Annotated in this window: 16 protein-coding genes and 1 pseudogene; 16 read left to right on the plus strand and 1 reads right to left on the minus strand. The window is 69.2% G+C overall.

Annotation, left to right across the window (positions count from 1 at the left end; translation table 11 throughout):
* The 14 genes from ruvX (at position 1) to phnE (HUJ41_RS06145) (ending at position 11,356) form a co-directional block, all read left to right on the plus strand.
* Complete coding sequence (ruvX, locus tag HUJ41_RS06080; RefSeq protein ID WP_179873764.1) at positions 1-471, plus strand: Holliday junction resolvase RuvX; 471 nt, start codon at positions 1-3, stop codon at positions 469-471.
* A complete protein-coding gene (gene mltG / locus HUJ41_RS06085) occupies positions 468-1,739 on the plus strand; it encodes an endolytic transglycosylase MltG (protein ID WP_246299339.1) in 1,272 nt (423 codons plus the stop codon). Before ruvX ends, mltG begins: the two co-directional genes overlap by 4 nt.
* Positions 1,732-2,571, plus strand: a complete 840-nt coding sequence (locus tag HUJ41_RS06090; protein ID WP_179873765.1) for a shikimate dehydrogenase — start codon at positions 1,732-1,734, stop codon at positions 2,569-2,571. The genes mltG and HUJ41_RS06090 overlap by 8 nt, the downstream gene beginning before the upstream one ends.
* Before the next feature lie 4 nt (positions 2,572-2,575).
* Entirely contained in the window at positions 2,576-3,781 is a 1,206-nt protein-coding gene (gene aroC / locus HUJ41_RS06095) for a chorismate synthase (protein WP_179873766.1), read from the plus strand.
* The gene (locus HUJ41_RS06100) at positions 3,774-4,340 is read left to right on the plus strand and encodes a shikimate kinase (protein ID WP_224744603.1); all 567 of its coding nucleotides are present in this window, start codon (positions 3,774-3,776) and stop codon (positions 4,338-4,340) included. Before aroC ends, HUJ41_RS06100 begins: the two co-directional genes overlap by 8 nt.
* Positions 4,337-5,416: a 3-dehydroquinate synthase gene (gene aroB, locus HUJ41_RS06105; protein WP_179873767.1), complete on the plus strand. Its 1,080-nt coding sequence runs from the start codon at positions 4,337-4,339 to the stop codon at positions 5,414-5,416. Before HUJ41_RS06100 ends, aroB begins: the two co-directional genes overlap by 4 nt.
* A gap of 20 nt (positions 5,417-5,436) precedes the next feature.
* Positions 5,437-5,877, plus strand: a complete 441-nt coding sequence (aroQ, locus tag HUJ41_RS06110; protein WP_179873768.1) for a type II 3-dehydroquinate dehydratase — start codon at positions 5,437-5,439, stop codon at positions 5,875-5,877.
* A 79-nt stretch (positions 5,878-5,956) separates the two neighbouring features.
* On the plus strand, positions 5,957-6,520 hold the full coding sequence (gene efp / locus HUJ41_RS06115) for an elongation factor P (RefSeq protein ID WP_179873898.1): 564 nt from the start codon (positions 5,957-5,959) through the stop codon (positions 6,518-6,520).
* 4 nt (positions 6,521-6,524) lie between these two features.
* The gene (gene nusB / locus HUJ41_RS06120) at positions 6,525-6,941 is read left to right on the plus strand and encodes a transcription antitermination factor NusB (protein WP_179873769.1); all 417 of its coding nucleotides are present in this window, start codon (positions 6,525-6,527) and stop codon (positions 6,939-6,941) included.
* Complete coding sequence (locus tag HUJ41_RS06125; RefSeq protein WP_179873770.1) at positions 6,938-7,624, plus strand: HAD family hydrolase; 687 nt, start codon at positions 6,938-6,940, stop codon at positions 7,622-7,624. The genes nusB and HUJ41_RS06125 overlap by 4 nt, the downstream gene beginning before the upstream one ends.
* Before the next feature lie 143 nt (positions 7,625-7,767).
* Positions 7,768-8,745: a phosphate/phosphite/phosphonate ABC transporter substrate-binding protein gene (gene phnD / locus HUJ41_RS06130; RefSeq protein ID WP_179873899.1), complete on the plus strand. Its 978-nt coding sequence runs from the start codon at positions 7,768-7,770 to the stop codon at positions 8,743-8,745.
* A gap of 81 nt (positions 8,746-8,826) precedes the next feature.
* Entirely contained in the window at positions 8,827-9,675 is an 849-nt protein-coding gene (gene phnC, locus HUJ41_RS06135; protein ID WP_179873771.1) for a phosphonate ABC transporter ATP-binding protein, read from the plus strand.
* Positions 9,672-10,478 (plus strand): phosphonate ABC transporter, permease protein PhnE, encoded by an 807-nt coding sequence (gene phnE / locus HUJ41_RS06140; RefSeq protein ID WP_179873772.1) that lies wholly within the window; start codon positions 9,672-9,674, stop codon positions 10,476-10,478. The genes phnC and phnE (HUJ41_RS06140) overlap by 4 nt, the downstream gene beginning before the upstream one ends.
* Positions 10,475-11,356 carry a phosphonate ABC transporter, permease protein PhnE gene (gene phnE / locus HUJ41_RS06145; RefSeq protein ID WP_179873773.1) on the plus strand — a complete coding sequence of 294 codons (882 nt, stop codon included), beginning with the start codon at positions 10,475-10,477 and terminating at the stop codon, positions 11,354-11,356. The genes phnE (HUJ41_RS06140) and phnE (HUJ41_RS06145) overlap by 4 nt, the downstream gene beginning before the upstream one ends.
* A 182-nt stretch (positions 11,357-11,538) precedes the next feature.
* On the opposite strand, the pseudogene HUJ41_RS06150 reads toward phnE (HUJ41_RS06145), so the two are convergent.
* Positions 11,539-13,094: pseudogene (locus HUJ41_RS06150) on the minus strand (IS1182 family transposase).
* 183 nt (positions 13,095-13,277) lie between these two features.
* Between HUJ41_RS06150 and HUJ41_RS06155 the strand changes: the two are divergent.
* Both HUJ41_RS06155 and HUJ41_RS06160 read left to right on the plus strand, forming a co-directional pair.
* On the plus strand, positions 13,278-14,096 hold the full coding sequence (locus HUJ41_RS06155) for an ABC transporter ATP-binding protein (RefSeq protein WP_179873774.1): 819 nt from the start codon (positions 13,278-13,280) through the stop codon (positions 14,094-14,096).
* 65 nt (positions 14,097-14,161) lie between these two features.
* Positions 14,162-15,205 carry an aliphatic sulfonate ABC transporter substrate-binding protein gene (locus HUJ41_RS06160; protein ID WP_179873775.1) on the plus strand — a complete coding sequence of 348 codons (1,044 nt, stop codon included), beginning with the start codon at positions 14,162-14,164 and terminating at the stop codon, positions 15,203-15,205.
* The last annotated feature ends 2 nt before the right edge of the window (positions 15,206-15,207 follow it).

The raw sequence follows: 15,207 nt of genomic DNA on the forward strand, positions 1-15,207 counted from the left end.
ATGCGCAGCGGCGTGCGACTCGGCGTCGACGTGGGGCGCGCGCGCATCGGCATCGCGCGCAGCGACCTGCACGGCATGCTCGCGACACCGGTCGAGACGCTCGCGCGCCGCGGCGACTACGGTGCGGGCATCCGGCGCATCATCGACGAGACGGGGGCGACCGAGCTGGTGGTGGGCCTTCCGCTCTCCCTGAGCGGTGCCGAGACGGCGTCCACCGCGGATTCCCGGGAGGTGGCGCTCGAGCTCGCGCGCGCGCTCGGGATCGCCGTGCGACTTGTCGATGAGCGCCTCACCACGGTGACGGCCGCACGGTCCCTGCGCGAGGCGGGCCGCACCTCTCGCACGTCGCGCGCCGTCGTCGACCAGGTGGCCGCTGTTATCCTGCTCCAGCACGCCCTCGACCACGAGCGCGCCAGCGGCAGCCCGCCCGGCGAACTCGTCGACCCGGACGAAGGACACCCCTCATCGTGAGCGAGAACGACGACAACTGGGACGCAATCTTCCGCCCGGCTCAGGAGAGCGCGGCGCCTGATCAGCGCCGCGGCGAGCCCACCGGCCCGGTCGTCACCGAGGGCGCCCCGGCTCCTCTGTCGCGCCGAGCCGCGCGGGATGCTCGAGAGCGTCCCCGCGCCGGACGAGCTCCGAAGGAGCGCACCTCGGGTTCCCGCAGGCGCCGCTGGCCCTGGGTGCTCGGCATCGTGCTCGTGCTGATCCTCGGCGGCGCGGCGGGCGGCGCGTGGTACGTCTGGACGAACTACGAGACCCAGGTGCGCGAGGCGCTGGGCTGGGAGCTGCCCAACGACTACGAGGGCGCCGGCAACGGCACCGAGGTGCTCGTGACCATCTACAGCGGCGAGATCGGCGCCGATGTCGCCGAGTCGCTCACCGAGCAGGGCGTCACGATGACCTTCGACGCGTTCTACGATCTCCTTCTCGCCGACCCCTCCATCTCCTTCATTCCGGGAACCTACCGATTGCAGGAGGAGATGTCGGCGCAAACGGCGCTGGATGCCCTGCTCGACCCCGAGAACAAGGTGGAGTTGAGCGCGACCGTGCGCGAGGGCCTGCGCGCCGGCGAGGTCATCGAGGCGCTCTCGGCCGGCACGGGCATCGCGCTCGAGGAGTACGAGGCGGCCATCGTCGACCCGTCGATCTACGGCATCCCGGAGGTTGCGCCCAATATCGAGGGCTACCTGTTCCCGGCCACCTACCGGTTCGAGCCGGGTACGACGGCCGAAGACCACATCCGCACCCTGGTCGACGAGATGTTCGCCCGGCTCGATGCGGCAGGTGTCGCGGAGGAGGACCGCCACACCGTGCTCACGAAGGCCTCGCTCATCCAGCGCGAGGCGCGGCTCGCCGACGACTTCTACCGCGTTGCGCGGGTGATCGAGAACCGCCTCGCCGAAGATGCCCTGCTGCAGTTCGACTCGGCCACGCAGTACGGTGCGGGTGAGACCGGGTCGGTGTGGTCGAGCGGCGATGCCCTCGGTGCGGAGAACCCGTACAACACCTACGCCAACCCGGGGCTCCCGATCGGACCCATCGCTGCACCGGGGGACGTCGCCATCGACGCGGCCCTGAACCCGGCGGAGGGCGACTGGTTCTACTTCGTCACGATCAACCTCGCGACGGGGGAGACGAAGTTCTCGGAGACTCTCGCGGAGCACGAAGTGGGCGTTGCTGAGCTGCGCGCCTGGTGCCGTGCGAGCGAGGAGAACGCCGTCTACTGTGAGTGAGCGCAGGCTCGCGGTGCTCGGCCATCCCGTCGCGCACTCCCTGTCGCCGGTCATGCACGCCGCGGCGTACCAGGCGCTCGGCCTTCAGTGGGCGTACGGCCGGACGGACGTCCGTGAGCACGAGCTGGCCGGCTACCTCGACGGCCTCGATCGGTCCTGGCGGGGCATCTCGGCCACGATGCCGCTCAAGGAAGAGCTCGCGCGCCTCGGCGACCACCGCGACCGCGATGTTGAGCTGACGGGCGCCGCCAACACGCTGCTGCTCGCCGACGACGGTCGGCGCATCGTGCGCAACACGGATGTGGTCGGAGTCGAGCGCTCGTTGCGCGGGGCCGGACTGAGCTCAGCCGAGCATGCTGTGCTCGTCGGAGCCGGTGCCACGGCGCGGTCGGTCGTCGTCGCACTCGATGCGCTCGGCGTGCGGGGCATCACGGTGGCGGTGCGCGACGCCGCTCGTGCGGGCGGCATCCGCACTCTGGCCGAGGAGCTCGGGCTCGAGTTCGATGCGGTCGCGCTCGGCGACCTGGCCGCCGTGGTGGAGGAGACCGACGTCGTCGCGTGGACCCTGCCCAACGGCGTGCCCCTCGACGAGCAGCTGCCCGTGAGTGCGCGAGAGCACGCTGTCGCCCTCGACGTCACCTACCACCCGTGGCCGGGGCCGCTCGCCGCGCAGTGGCTCGCTGCGGGCGGTCGCGTGGCGTCCGGTCGCGACATGCTGCTGCACCAGGCGGTCCGGCAGGTGCGTCTCTTCGTCTCCGGCCAGACCGAGGTTCCGCTGGAAGCGGAGGCAACCGTGGAGGCCGCGATGGCCTCCGCGCTCGTGAAAGACTAGGGGCATGCTGCGCTGGTTGACCGCCGGGGAATCCCACGGCCCCGAACTGATCGCCGTCCTCGAAGGGCTGCCCGCGGGCGTGCCCGTTCTGCGGGAGGCCATCCAGGCCGATCTGCAGCGTCGCAAGCTCGGGTACGGTCGCGGCGCGCGCATGAAGTTCGAGCAGGACGAGCTCACGATCTCCGGTGGCGTGCGGCACGGCCTCAGCATGGGGAGCCCCGTGGCGCTGCGCATCGGCAACACCGAGTGGCCCAAGTGGACGACCGTCATGAGCGCCGACCCGGTGGATCCCGCCGATCTGCAGAGCGGGCGCGGTGCGCCGTTGACGCGCCCCCGGCCGGGCCACGCCGACCTCGTCGGCATGCAGAAGTACGGCTTCGACGAGTCGCGCCCGGTGCTCGAGCGTGCGAGCGCGCGCGAGACCGCGGCCCGCGTCGCGCTCGGGGCGATCGCGCGGTCCTTCCTCGCGGAGCTGGGAATCCGGCTCGTCGCGCACACGCTCAGCATCGGCCCTGTGCGGGTTCCCGAGGATGCTCCGCTCCCGCACCCCGACGACGTCGAGCGTCTCGACGCCGACCCGCTCCGCTGCCTGCACGCCGAGACGAGCGCGCGCATGGTCGAGGAGGTCGACGCCGCGCACAAGAGCGGTGACACCCTCGGCGGCGTCGTCGAGGTCGTGGCGTACGGGCTCCCGCCCGGTCTGGGCTCGTACGTCCACTGGGATCGCCGGCTCGACGCTCGACTTGCGGGCGCCCTCATGGGCATCCAGGCCATCAAGGGCGTCGAGGTCGGGGACGGCTTCGAGTCGACGCGCCGGCCCGGGTCCGCCGCGCACGACGAGCTCGTGCTCGAGAACGGGGTCATCCACCGCGAGAGCGACCGCGCGGGAGGCACCGAGGGCGGCATGAGCACCGGCGGAGTGCTGCGCGTTCGAGCGGGCATGAAGCCCATCGCGACCGTGCCGCACGCCCTGCGCACGATCGACACGGCCACCGGCGAAGCCGCACCCGCGCACCATCAGCGCTCCGACGTGTGCGCGGTGCCCGCCGCGGGCGTCGTCGCCGAGGCGATGGTGGCGCTCGTCCTCGCCGAGGCGGTGACCGAGAAGTTCGGCGGAGACTCGATCACCGAGACGCGTCGCAATCTCGAGGGCTACCTCGCGGCGATTCCAGCGACGCTCACGACAGCCGTCGCGGAGGGTCGTGCCTGAGCGGGGCGAGTCAGAGGCGGTCACGACGCAGGGCCTCTCCCCGCTCGCGGTGCTCATCGGGCCGCCGGCCGCCGGCAAGACGCGGCTCGGCAAGCGGGTCGCGCGCATCCTCTCCGTACCGTTCCTCGACACCGACACGCTCATCGAAGCCGAGCACGGCCCGATTCCCGGCATCTTCGCGGAGCACGGCGAGCCGGCGTTCCGCCGCTGGGAGGCGGAGGCGGTCTCCGCGGCACTCGGTCAATCCGCGGTCGTCGCGCTCGGCGGGGGAGCTGTCATGACCCCGGCGACGGCGGAAGCGCTGCGCGGCCTGCCCGTCGTGCTGCTCACCATCTCTCCCGAGGCGGTGGCGACCCGCATCGACAACGGCAAGCGACCGCTGCTCTCGGGAGGAATCGACCGTTGGACGGAGCTCGTCGCGGCGCGGATGCCCGTGTACGAATCGCTCGCGACCGTGCGCTGGGACACCTCGCGCCGGCCGCTCAGCCAGATCGCGGACGAGATCGCCACCTGGGTGCGCACGCTGCCCGTTCACGAGTCCCCGGGAGGGCCATCATGACCACTGCTTCGACCGCGATCCCGGTGACCGGAGAGTCGGCGTACGACGTGATCGTCGGCCGTGGCCTGCTCGCCTCGCTGCACGACTGGATCCCTCCCACCGCCGCGAAGGCTCTCATCGTGCACGCCCCCACCCTCGGTGCGGTGGCGGACGGGCTGCGGGAGGCGCTCGCGGGGCGTATCGAGGTGCTGCTCGCCGAGGTTCCCGACGCGGAGGCCGCCAAACGGGTCGAGGTGGCGGCGTTCTGCTGGCAGGTCATGGGCCAGACCGATTTCACCCGCACCGACGTCGTCGTCGGGCTCGGCGGCGGAGCGACCACAGACCTCGCGGGCTTCGTCGCGGCGACCTGGCTGCGCGGTGTGCCGCTCATCCAGGTGCCCACGACCGTGCTGGGAATGGTGGATGCCGCCGTGGGCGGCAAGACGGGGATCAACACGGCGGAGGGCAAGAACCTCGTGGGCGCCTTCTACGCGCCGCGCGTGGTGCTCGCCGACCTCGACCTCCTCGGCACCCTGCCGCAGAACGAGATCCTCGCGGGCTTCGCCGAGGTGGCGAAGTGCGGCTTCATCGCCGACCCGGTGATCCTCGACCTCCTGGAGGCCGACGTGACCGTCGCGACCGACCCGAGCAGCGACGTCTTCCGGGAGCTCGTGGAGCGGGCGATCACCGTGAAGGCGCGGATCGTGAGCGAGGACTTCACGGAGCAGGGTCAGCGCGAGATCCTCAACTACGGCCACACACTGGGCCACGCGATCGAGCATGCCGAACGCTACCGGTGGCGCCATGGAGCGGCGATCGCGATCGGCATGGTGTACGTCGCCGAGCTCGCGCACCTGGCCGGCTCCCTGAGCGCGGAGGCAGTCGACCGGCATCGCCGCATCCTGGCGTCGCTCACGCTGCCGACGGGCTATCCGCTCGGGCGCTGGAAGACGCTCCTGGCCACCATGCAGCGCGACAAGAAGGCGCGAGCGGGCATGCTGCGTTTCATCGTGCTCGACGACATCGCCCGACCGCGTGTTCTCAACGGCACTGACGAATCGATGCTCTTCGCCGCGTACCAGGAGGTCGGCGAGTAGTCGCTCGGTAGGCTGGAGGCATGACGTTCGACCGCGTGCTCGTCCTCAACGGGCCCAACCTCAACCGGCTCGGCACGCGCGAGCCCGAGATCTACGGCACAGCCACTCTGGAGGACGTGCGGGCGCAGCTCGCGTCGCACGCGGGCGCCGTCGAGATCGACCTCCGCCAGACCAACGACGAGGCGGCTCTCATCGGCTGGCTGCACGAGGCCGTCGATGCGCGCACTCCCGTCATCCTCAACCCCGCGGCCTTCACGCACTACTCCTACGCGCTGCGGGATGCTGTCGCCCTTGTGACCGAGACGGGTGTTCCCGTCATCGAGGTGCACCTGTCGAATCCGCATGCCAGGGAGGAGTTCCGGCACACGAGCGTCGTGAGCGCTGTCGCGACGGGCGTGATCGCGGGTTTCGGCGCGCAGTCGTACCAGCTCGCTCTCGACGCGATTCTGCGCTCCTCCTAGCCGCGCACTAGACTCGCTCGGCGGCGCACGCACCCCTGATGCGCCGCTCGTGACCCACGGAACGGATTGTGACGGCCTCATGGCGACCACCAACGACATCAAGAACGGCAGTGTGCTCAACCTCGACGGTCAGCTCTGGGCCGTCATCGAGTTTCAGCATGTGAAGCCCGGCAAGGGTGGCGCCTTCGTGCGCACCAAGCTCAAGAACGTGACGAGCGGGAAGGTCGTCGACAAGACCTTCAACGCCGGCACGAAGATCGACTTCGCGAACGTCGATCGTCGCGACTACCAGTACCTGTACCAGGACGGTGCCGACTTCGTCTTCATGGACACGACGGACTACGACCAGGTGACGGTGCCCGGCTCCGTCGTGGGGGACGCCGCGAACTTCATGCTCGAGAACCAGCAGGTGACGATCGCCATGCACGACGGCCTGCCCCTCTATCTCGATCTGCCCGCATCGGTCGTGCTCGAAGTCACCTACACGGAGCCGGGACTGCAGGGCGACCGCTCGACGGGAGGCACCAAGCCGGCGACGCTCGAGACCGGCTACGAGATTCAGGTGCCGCTCTTCCTCGAGACCGGCACGAAGGTCAAGGTCGACACGCGCTCGGGCGACTACCTCGGCCGCGTGAACGAGTAGAGACATGGGAGCACGCACCAAGGCGCGCAAGCGCGCCCTGGACATGCTGTACGTCGCCGATGTGCGGCAGGTTCCGCTGCAGGAGGTTCTCGGCGAGGAGGCGCGGCGTGCGGTCGCGCAGCCGCAGCGCGCGTCGAGCTGGCCATACGCCGAGCAGATCGTCCGCGGCGTCATCGAGCACCAGCGCGAGCTCGACGCCGAGCTCGAGGGGCGCGCTGTCGGATGGACGCTCGCCCGCATGCCCGTCGTCGACCGAGCCATCCTGCGACTGGCAGCCTGGGAGCTGCGCCACAACCCCGAGGTGCCGACCGCCGTGGTGATCGCTGAGGCCCTCGAATTCGCCACCGTGCTCTCGACGGAGGAGTCCGCCTCCTTCGTGAACGGGGTCCTGGGTGCCGTCGCGGAGGCCGTCCGAGCGTGAGCGACGGGCTCCTCATCCTCGACTTCGACGGCACTCTGTGCCTGGGGGATGCGCCCGTGATCGCGTACGCGACAGAAGTGGCGCGTGCTCTCGGGCACGCTGAGCGGAGCATCCTCGAACCGCTCGGGGCGTTCCTCGACGGGGCATCGGACGGCCCCTTCGCGGGGAACGCCGACGGTTACGGCGCCGTCGCGCAGTGGGCGCGCGAGCGCGGCCTCGGGGAGCAGGAGCTGGGCGAGGCCTACGTGCGATCGCGCGCGGCCCTCGACTCCGGGGATCTTGAGGTGAGCATCCCGCCCGGCATCACCGACTTCCTGGGCGGTTTCCGCCACTGGGACCGCGTGCTCGTGACGAACGCGCCTCGCGAGGGCACAGAACGGCTCGTGCACGCGCTCGGCCTCGCACCGCACCTCGAGCGCGTCATCGGAGACGCACGCAAACCCGACGGGCTGCGGGCTCTGACCGCGGAGGGCGCTGAGCTCGACACGGCGCGCTGGCCGCGCGTCCTCTCGGTCGGTGACATCTGGCGCAACGACCTCGAGCCCATCGCGGACCGTGGCGCTACGGCGCTCATCGAGCGCCATGGTCAACCGGATGCCCGGCCGACGTTTCGCTCGGCGCTCATCGAGACCCTCTACGGGGATCTTGCTCATTGGCGCACTGCATCGCCGACCACCGCGTGAACAGCACGTAAATTCCCGCGCCGCAACGCGACAGCACTAGGTCGGGGCGCCGTCGGCGGAATACGGTCTAAGGGTGGTCGCCCTCATGCGGGGGCCGCCGCGCACTGCATACACATACCTATGAGGAGTCCATTGTGAAGACCATGAACCGCCGCTGGGGCGCGATCGCCGCCGCCTCGGCCCTCGCACTCGGCCTCGCCGCCTGCGCGCCCACGGCGGAGGAGCCGACTGATGACGGCGCCGCGACCGAGTGGCCCGAAGAGATCGTCCTCGGACTCGTCCCCTCGCAGGAGGTCGACCAGCTCGTGCTCGATGCCGAGGTTCTCGGTGACCTTCTGAGCGAGGAGCTCGGCATCACCGTGCGCGCCGAGGTCACCGACAGCTATAACGCCCTCGTGGTGGCGATGCAGTCGGGCCAGGCCGCGATCGGCATGTTCGGGCCCATCGCGCTCGTCCAGGCTGCCGACCAGGCCGGTGCTGAGCCGATTCTGCAGTCGGTGCGCTTCGGCTCGAGCACCTACGTCACGCAGTGGTTCACCAACGACCCCGACCGCTTCTGCGAGACGGAGGTCGTGGTCGACGAGGACGGCTTCGCGTTCTGCAACGGCGTGCTCGACGCCGAGAGCGGCCCCGTGGGCGAGAGCGCCCTCGCACTCATCGAGCAGGACGAGGCCATCTCGTTCGTCGACGAGGGTTCGGCCTCGGGCTACTACTACCCGGCCACCCAGCTCGAGGAGGCCGGTCTCGACCCCTTCGCTCTGAGCGGCTCGTTCTTCGCCGGTGGTCACCCGAACTCGGTGCTCTCCGTCGCCCGCGGCGACGCGACCGTCGGCGTGAGCTTCAATGACGCCCGCGGCAACGTGGTCGAGGAGCTGCCCACCGTCGGTGAGGACGTCGTCGTGTTCGCCTGGTCGACGGCGATCCCGAACGACGGCGTCGCCGTCGCGGGTGACCTTCCGCAGGACCTGAAGGACGCCATCACGGAGGCGTTCCTCGCGATCGCAGACAGCGAGGAGGGCCTCGCCGCCCTCGACGCGGTCTACAGCATCGAGGGTCTCGTGCCCGCCGACCTCGACGCCCTCGACGCAGCGCGTCAGGTCGAGGCCAACTTCGGCGAGTAGTACCGTCGAGGGGGTCGGGGCTGTGCCTCGGCCCCCTCGTGCATCAGCTTGAGCCTCACCAGCTCCGACGAAAGCAGTCCCGTGATCTCCTTCCGTGACGTCACCGTCACCTATCCGACCGGCACCGTGGGCCTCGACGGCGTGACTCTCGACATCGCGCCCGGAGAGTTCGTCGTCGTCGTCGGTCTCTCCGGCGCCGGGAAGTCGACCCTCGTGCGGTCGATCAACGGCCTCGTACCGGTGACGGGCGGCGAGCTCCTCGTCGACAACGTCCACGTGGACGGTGCGAAGCCCGCGCAGCTGCGGCGACTGCGATCGCGCATCGGGATGATCTTCCAGTCGTTCAACCTGGTCGGGCGCATCTCGGTGCTGCAGAACGTGCTCGTGGGTCGCCTGCACGCCACGCCCCTCCTGCTCTCCCTCTTCGGGTTCTTCCGGCAGGCCGACAAGGAGAAGGCGTTCGAGGCCCTCGAACGCGTCGGCATCGTCGAGAAGGCCTACGTGCGCGCGTCCCAGCTCTCCGGCGGCCAGCAGCAGCGGGTTGCCATCGCCCGCGTTCTCGCTCAGGACCCGACGGTGATCCTCGCCGACGAGCCCGTCGCCTCCCTCGATCCGCCGACGGCGCACATGGTCATGCGCGACCTCGAGCGCATCAACGACGAGCTCGGCATCACGACGATCGTCAACCTGCACTTCCTCGATCTCGCTCGCCGCTATGCGGACCGCATCATCGGCATGCGCGAGGGTCGAGTCGTCTTCGACGGCCCTCCTGCCGAGGCGGATGACGCTGTGTTCGAGCAGATCTACGGGCGCTCGCTCACCGCGGACGACGTGCTCTCCGAGGAGGAGCAGGCGGAGGAGGACGCCCTGCAGGCTCAGGCCGCAGCGGACCTCGACGTCGAGGAGTCACGCAAGGCGACGCCCGCGTGACGACCACGACGGCTCACCGCACGGCGACCGTTCGCCCGCCCCGACCACGACCCCGGCTCGGCACCTACATCGGCCTCGCAGCCGTTGTCGCGATCACAGTGTGGGCGGGCATCGGCATCGAGTTCGACCTGCGGCCGCTCTGGACCGACATCGGTCGCGGTTGGTTCATCATCCAGGAGTTCCTCGCGCCCAATTGGGCGTACATCGGCCGCACGGTCGGCCCGTTCATCGAGACCCTCTCGATCGCGGTGATTGCGACGCTCGTCGGGTGCGCCGTCGGCCTGGGGATGTCCCTGCTCGCGTCGCGCGTGACGACGGCGAACCCTGTCCTCTACCGCGCCGCGAAGCTCTTCCTCTCCGTCGTGCGCTCGCTGCCCGATGTCGGCTACGGCCTGCTCTTCTTCGCCCTCGTGGGCGCGGGCTCGCTCGCCGGCATCCTCGCGCTCATCATGTTCAACATCGGCATCATCGCGAAGCTGACCTCCGAGACGATCGACGCCGTCGACCGCGGGCCGCTGGAAGCCGCCGATGCGACGGGGGCATCGGCGTTGCAGCGTGCGCGGTTCGCCGTGGTGCCGATGATCCTGCCCAACTACCTCTCGTACTGCCTCTACGTGTTCGAACTCAACATCCGCGCCTCCGTCGTCATCGGCATCGTCGGCGGTGGTGGTATCGGCTCGTCGATCAGCGTGGAGTTCGCGCGGTTCAACTACTCGAACGTCTCCGCGATCGTCGTGCTGCTCATCGTCGTGGTCTTCGCCATCGACCTGCTTTCCCAATCGCTCCGACGGAGGCTCACATGAGCGCCCCGACCACGCCATCGGATCGGCCCCGCCGCGGCGCCCCGCCGCGCCCCAGCGCGCCCAGCCGCTTGCGCTACACGCTCACCCAGCTCGGCGTGCTCGTGCTCGTCATCGTGTGCCTCGTCCTCGTCGATGCGAACTGGGCCAGGCTGCTCGAGGCGCCTGCGCTCTCCCTCAACTACGGCGGGCTCATGGTGCAGGGCGTCGTGCAGAACCCGTTCAGCGAGCCATACAGCCAGTACTGGAACGACGCGATCCTTCTCATGTTCGAGTCGCTGCAGATCGCCTGGATCGGCACTGTCATCGGCGCGATCTTCTCGTTCCCCATCGGATTCCTCGCCGCCTCGAACGTCTCGCCCCGCGGAGTCGTCATCGTCACGCGGCAGATCCTCAACATCATCCGCGCGGTACCGGAGCTCGTCTTCGCGATCGCGATCATGCTGCCAATCTTCGGTCTCGGTCCGCTCGCCGGCGCCCTCGCCATCGGCGTCGGGTCTATCGGCACGCTCGGCAAGCTCACGAGCGAGGCGATCGAGGCCGTGCCGACGGGGCCGGGGGAGGCGACGATGTCGGCGGGGGCCAGCACCCTGCAGACTCTGCGCTGGGCTGTGACTCCGCAGATTCTGCCCGAAGTCATCGCGTTCTGGCTGTACCGGTTCGAGATCAACATCCGCGCGAGCGCCATCCTCGGCATCCTCGGGGCCGGGGGAGTGGGATCCCTCCTCGCGCAGGTCTTCGAGCGCCGCGACTGGGAGCGCATCGGCATCACCCTCACCGTCATCATCGTCGTGACCGTCATCGTCGACCAGATCTCGGGCGCGGTGCGGCACCGCGTGATCTCGGGAGTGCCCATCGCGAGCGCGAAGGCGCTCGTCTAGGAGACTGCTGAACAAGGGGTCTTGACCGTGGTCGGCTGGGCCGTGTCGGTTCTCTGGGCGGGCGTCGGTGGCTCGGTTCTTGGTCTGCCGTGCCAATAGTTGTCTGCCCGGAAGGCGGCGTTGCGGCACTGTTGGCGGGGGTTCCGCCGAGCTGCGACCGTGATTGGGCGCACTGGCTGGCTCTATCCGAGCGCCCAGTTCCCGTTGTGGAAGGTGAGGCCGAGGTTGAGAAGTCGTTTGAGGTTGATTCCGGCGGCGCGGGTGACCCACCAGGCGTTGTTCTTCGCGACGCCACGGAACGGCACGCGTCTGGCGTCGCGGGTGAGCCACGCGATTGAGCGTTCGACCATTGGCCGGTGTTGCCGGTAATCGGCTTGGAAGCCAGGATCCGCGGCTCGGGCCCGGTGTTCGCGTTTGATCCGGTCATGCGCAGTCACGGTCATCTTCCGTCCTCCGCCGCCGTGGTGCATCGAAGCTTCAACGGACAGGAGGAGCAGACGCTGCCGAAGGTCACTGTTCCCTTGGCGGCGATCGGTCGGGTGACTCCGGCCGGGCAGGTCATCGTTCCCGCGGTGTCATCGACGGTGAAGTCATCGATGGTGAACCCGTCAGGAACCGCCCGGGCCAGCGGCATCGGCTTGATAATCGCGGTGTGACCGGCGGTTCCGATCTGGTCGAGCAGCTCACCGCTGCCGTAGGCCGAATCGGCCAGCACGTCGACCGGTTCCTCGCCGATGCTGGTATCGGCGGTGAGCAGCTCCGCCCCGCGGGCCGCGTCGCTGTTCGCCGCCCCGGACGCCTTCGTGAGGGCGGCAGCGGTGACCAGACCGGTGTCCGGCTCGATCACAACGTGGGCTTTGAAGCCGTCCTGCTTCTTCTCCCGCGACTTGTGCGCATGCCGGGTGTCCGGATCAACGGTTGAGATCATCCGCTCCGGGGCGACCTTCCGGGCGATCCGCCACCGCCCATCGGTGCCATCGGAATCCTCCGCCGGCTCAACGTCCTGCCCTGCGACCAGTGCCAGCAACGCCACCGTTTCCTGCTGCTTCTCGCTCAGTTCGACACCGTCGAGCTCCGCCAGCAGCGTCAACGCGTCGTTCACCAACGCTGAGACGAGCAGATCGCGGGCGGCCGGGTCATCCCAGGCAATGTCCGGCTTCCCAGGCGTGGAGTAGTCATGCCCGGGCAGGCCCGCGATGAGCTCCGCCGTTGCGGGGACCTCCCGCCCGACTCGGCGGATCTGCGCGATCAGCTGGGTCACCGTGTCCTGCCGGGCAACCGCATCGTCGAGGATCGTGGAATCGATCGCCCGTCGCCGTCGACCGGTCAACGCCCCCGACTGAGCGATGACCTCGGCCACGGCATCGAAGATGCGATGCGGCCGCTCACTGCCAGCCAGACGGCGCCGCCAATACGTCAACACCGACGGGTGGAACGCTGTCTGGGCCACCGCGAACCCACAGGCCGCTTTCCAGCGCAGATCAAACGTGACCGCCTCCGCAGTCTCCCGATCGGAGAGGTTATGAATCGTCTGCAACACCAACACCGACGCGATCACATCCGCCGGGATCGAGGGACGACCCCGCCCGGACGGGAACAGATCCGCGAACGCGTCATCCGGGAACAGTTGCCTCCGGTGAGCGGCCAGGAACGCGAACACCGACCCCCGCGGGAGCAAATGACCCGCCCAGGACTGAACATCCAACAGTTGACGCTGACCATCGTCACTACCCTGCATGAACCAAGTCTTAACCCGCAGCCCGGACCAGTCCGCAGGCGCGCCTTAAACCCCCGAATTGTTCAGCGGTCTCCTAGGGTCACCCGAGCGGGCCGCGGCCCTGTGTGACGTTCTGTTGCACTCCGTGTCGGACTGTGTCGTCGCCGTTTGGGGCGGGGCGCGAGCACCTCGTACGGTTGCGACGTGTCACTCAGCCAGCGCACGACCACGCTCGAGAGCCCGGCGCTGCCGGTCTCCTTGCGCGGTGTCGGACGCAGCTTCGGCTCGGGGCGCAAGGAGCTCCCGACGACGGTACTGCGCGATGTCGACCTCGAAATCACCGCCGGGGAGATCGTGGCGCTCATCGGCCCCTCGGGGTGCGGCAAGTCGACTCTGCTTCGCCAGATCAGCGGGCTCGACACACCGACGGCCGGCTCGATCACCATCGACGACCGCCAGATCGCGCCTGCCGATCAGCGCTGCGCCGTGGCGTTCCAGGAGCCCCGGCTCCTGCCGTGGCGCACGGCAGCGCGAAACGTGCAGCTCGGTCTGGCACGCGGCCTCGACCGCGCGCGCGGTGCGGAGCGCGTCGAGGAACTGCTCGAGCTCGTCCACCTTTCACACGCGCGGGACCAGCGCCCCCGAGAGATCTCGGGTGGCATGGCTCAGCGCGTGTCGCTCGCTCGAGCCCTCGCTCGTGGCCCGGGCGTGCTGTTGCTCGACGAGCCCTTCGGCGCCCTCGACGCGCTCACGCGCCTCTCCATGCAGGATCTCCTTGTCGACATCCACGCCGCCGAGCCGACAACCATCGTCTTCGTGACCCATGACGTCGATGAGGCGCTTATTCTTGCCGACCGCGTGGTCCTCCTCGGCTCGGAGCCGGATCTGCCCGGCGCGACGATCCGTCGCGTCATCACTGTTCCCGGTCGCAGGCCGCGCGACCGCGCGGACTCCGAGCTCGGTGAGTTGCGAGCCGAGCTGCTCGACGGGCTCGGCGTTCCCAGCCATCACTCGAACAACTAGGACGTCGCCGTTCTCCCCAGCCGCACCATCCCATCCACCCGCACGACCCATCTCGAAAGGCCATCATGACATCCCGCCGCTCACTGACCGTGCTCACCGCGACACTCGCCGCGACAGCGATGGCCATGACCGGCTGTGTCGCCGGCGAAGGCTCGAACCTCACGGACGACGACGCGACTACCGCCTCGGGCGCGTGGTCCGCCGACACGCTGTCCCTCGACTTCGCGACCTACAACCCGCTCAGCCTCATCATTCGCGAGCAAGGCTGGATCGAAAAGGCGGTTGGAGACGACGTCGACGTCACGTGGACGCAGTCGCTCGGCTCCAACAAGGCGAACGAAGGCCTGCTCGCAGGCGCGCTCGACGTCGGGTCCACCGCGGGCTCGGCGGCCCTGCTCGCTCGCGCCAACGGTTCGCCCATCAAGACCATCGACATCTACACGCAGCCCGAGTGGAGCGCCCTCGTCGTGGGCGCGGACTCCGGCATCGAGTCTGTCGAGGACTTGCGGGGCGCGACGGTGGCGGTCACGATCGGCACCGACCCCTACTTCTTCCTCCTCCAGGCGCTCGACGAGGCGGGAGTCGACCCGAGCGAGGTGGAAATCCAGAACCTCCAGCACGCTGACGGTGGCGCTGCACTCGTCAACGGCAGCGTCGACGCGTGGTCGGGTCTCGACCCGATGATGGCGACGACGGAGGCCGACAACGACACTCGCCTCGTGTACCGCAACGTGGACTTCAATACCTACGGCTTCCTCAACGCGACCGAGGAGTTCCTCGAGCAGAGCCCCGACCTAGCCCAGCTGGTCGTTGACGCCTATGAGCGTGCTCGCCAGTGGGCGCTCGACAACCCTGATGAGACGGCAGCGCTCCTCGCCGAGGTCTCGGGCATCGAGCTCGCCATCGCCGAGGTCGTGCTGCTCGAGCGTACGACGATCGATCTCGACCCGGCGCCCGGGGACGCGCAGCGCACGGTCCTCGAGGCGGTCGGCCCTATCCAGGTCGCCAACGGCGATATCGCCAACCAGGACCTCGTGGACGAGGCGCTCGCGTCACTCTTCGAGCCCCGCTTTGCCGACAGCGCCGACCCGAGTCGCGTCGGCCAGTAGCG

Source organism: Microcella indica (assembly GCF_013414345.1).
GTDB lineage: Bacteria > Actinomycetota > Actinomycetes > Actinomycetales > Microbacteriaceae > Microcella > Microcella indica.

Bases quoted from the DNA above. Each gene is read 5' to 3' on its own strand.
- ruvX (WP_179873764.1), top strand. From the start codon at position 1: ATGCGCAGCGGCGTGCGACTCGGCGTCGACGTGGGGCGCGCGCGCATC.
- aroC (WP_179873766.1), top strand. From the start codon at position 2,576: ATGCTGCGCTGGTTGACCGCCGGGGAATCCCACGGCCCCGAACTGATC.
- aroB (WP_179873767.1), top strand. From the start codon at position 4,337: ATGACCACTGCTTCGACCGCGATCCCGGTGACCGGAGAGTCGGCGTAC.
- aroQ (WP_179873768.1), top strand. From the start codon at position 5,437: ATGACGTTCGACCGCGTGCTCGTCCTCAACGGGCCCAACCTCAACCGG.
- efp (WP_179873898.1), top strand. From the start codon at position 5,957: ATGGCGACCACCAACGACATCAAGAACGGCAGTGTGCTCAACCTCGAC.
- nusB (WP_179873769.1), top strand. From the start codon at position 6,525: ATGGGAGCACGCACCAAGGCGCGCAAGCGCGCCCTGGACATGCTGTAC.
- phnD (WP_179873899.1), top strand. From the start codon at position 7,768: ATGAACCGCCGCTGGGGCGCGATCGCCGCCGCCTCGGCCCTCGCACTC.
- phnE (WP_179873773.1), top strand. From the start codon at position 10,475: ATGAGCGCCCCGACCACGCCATCGGATCGGCCCCGCCGCGGCGCCCCG.
- HUJ41_RS06160 (WP_179873775.1), top strand. From the start codon at position 14,162: ATGACATCCCGCCGCTCACTGACCGTGCTCACCGCGACACTCGCCGCG.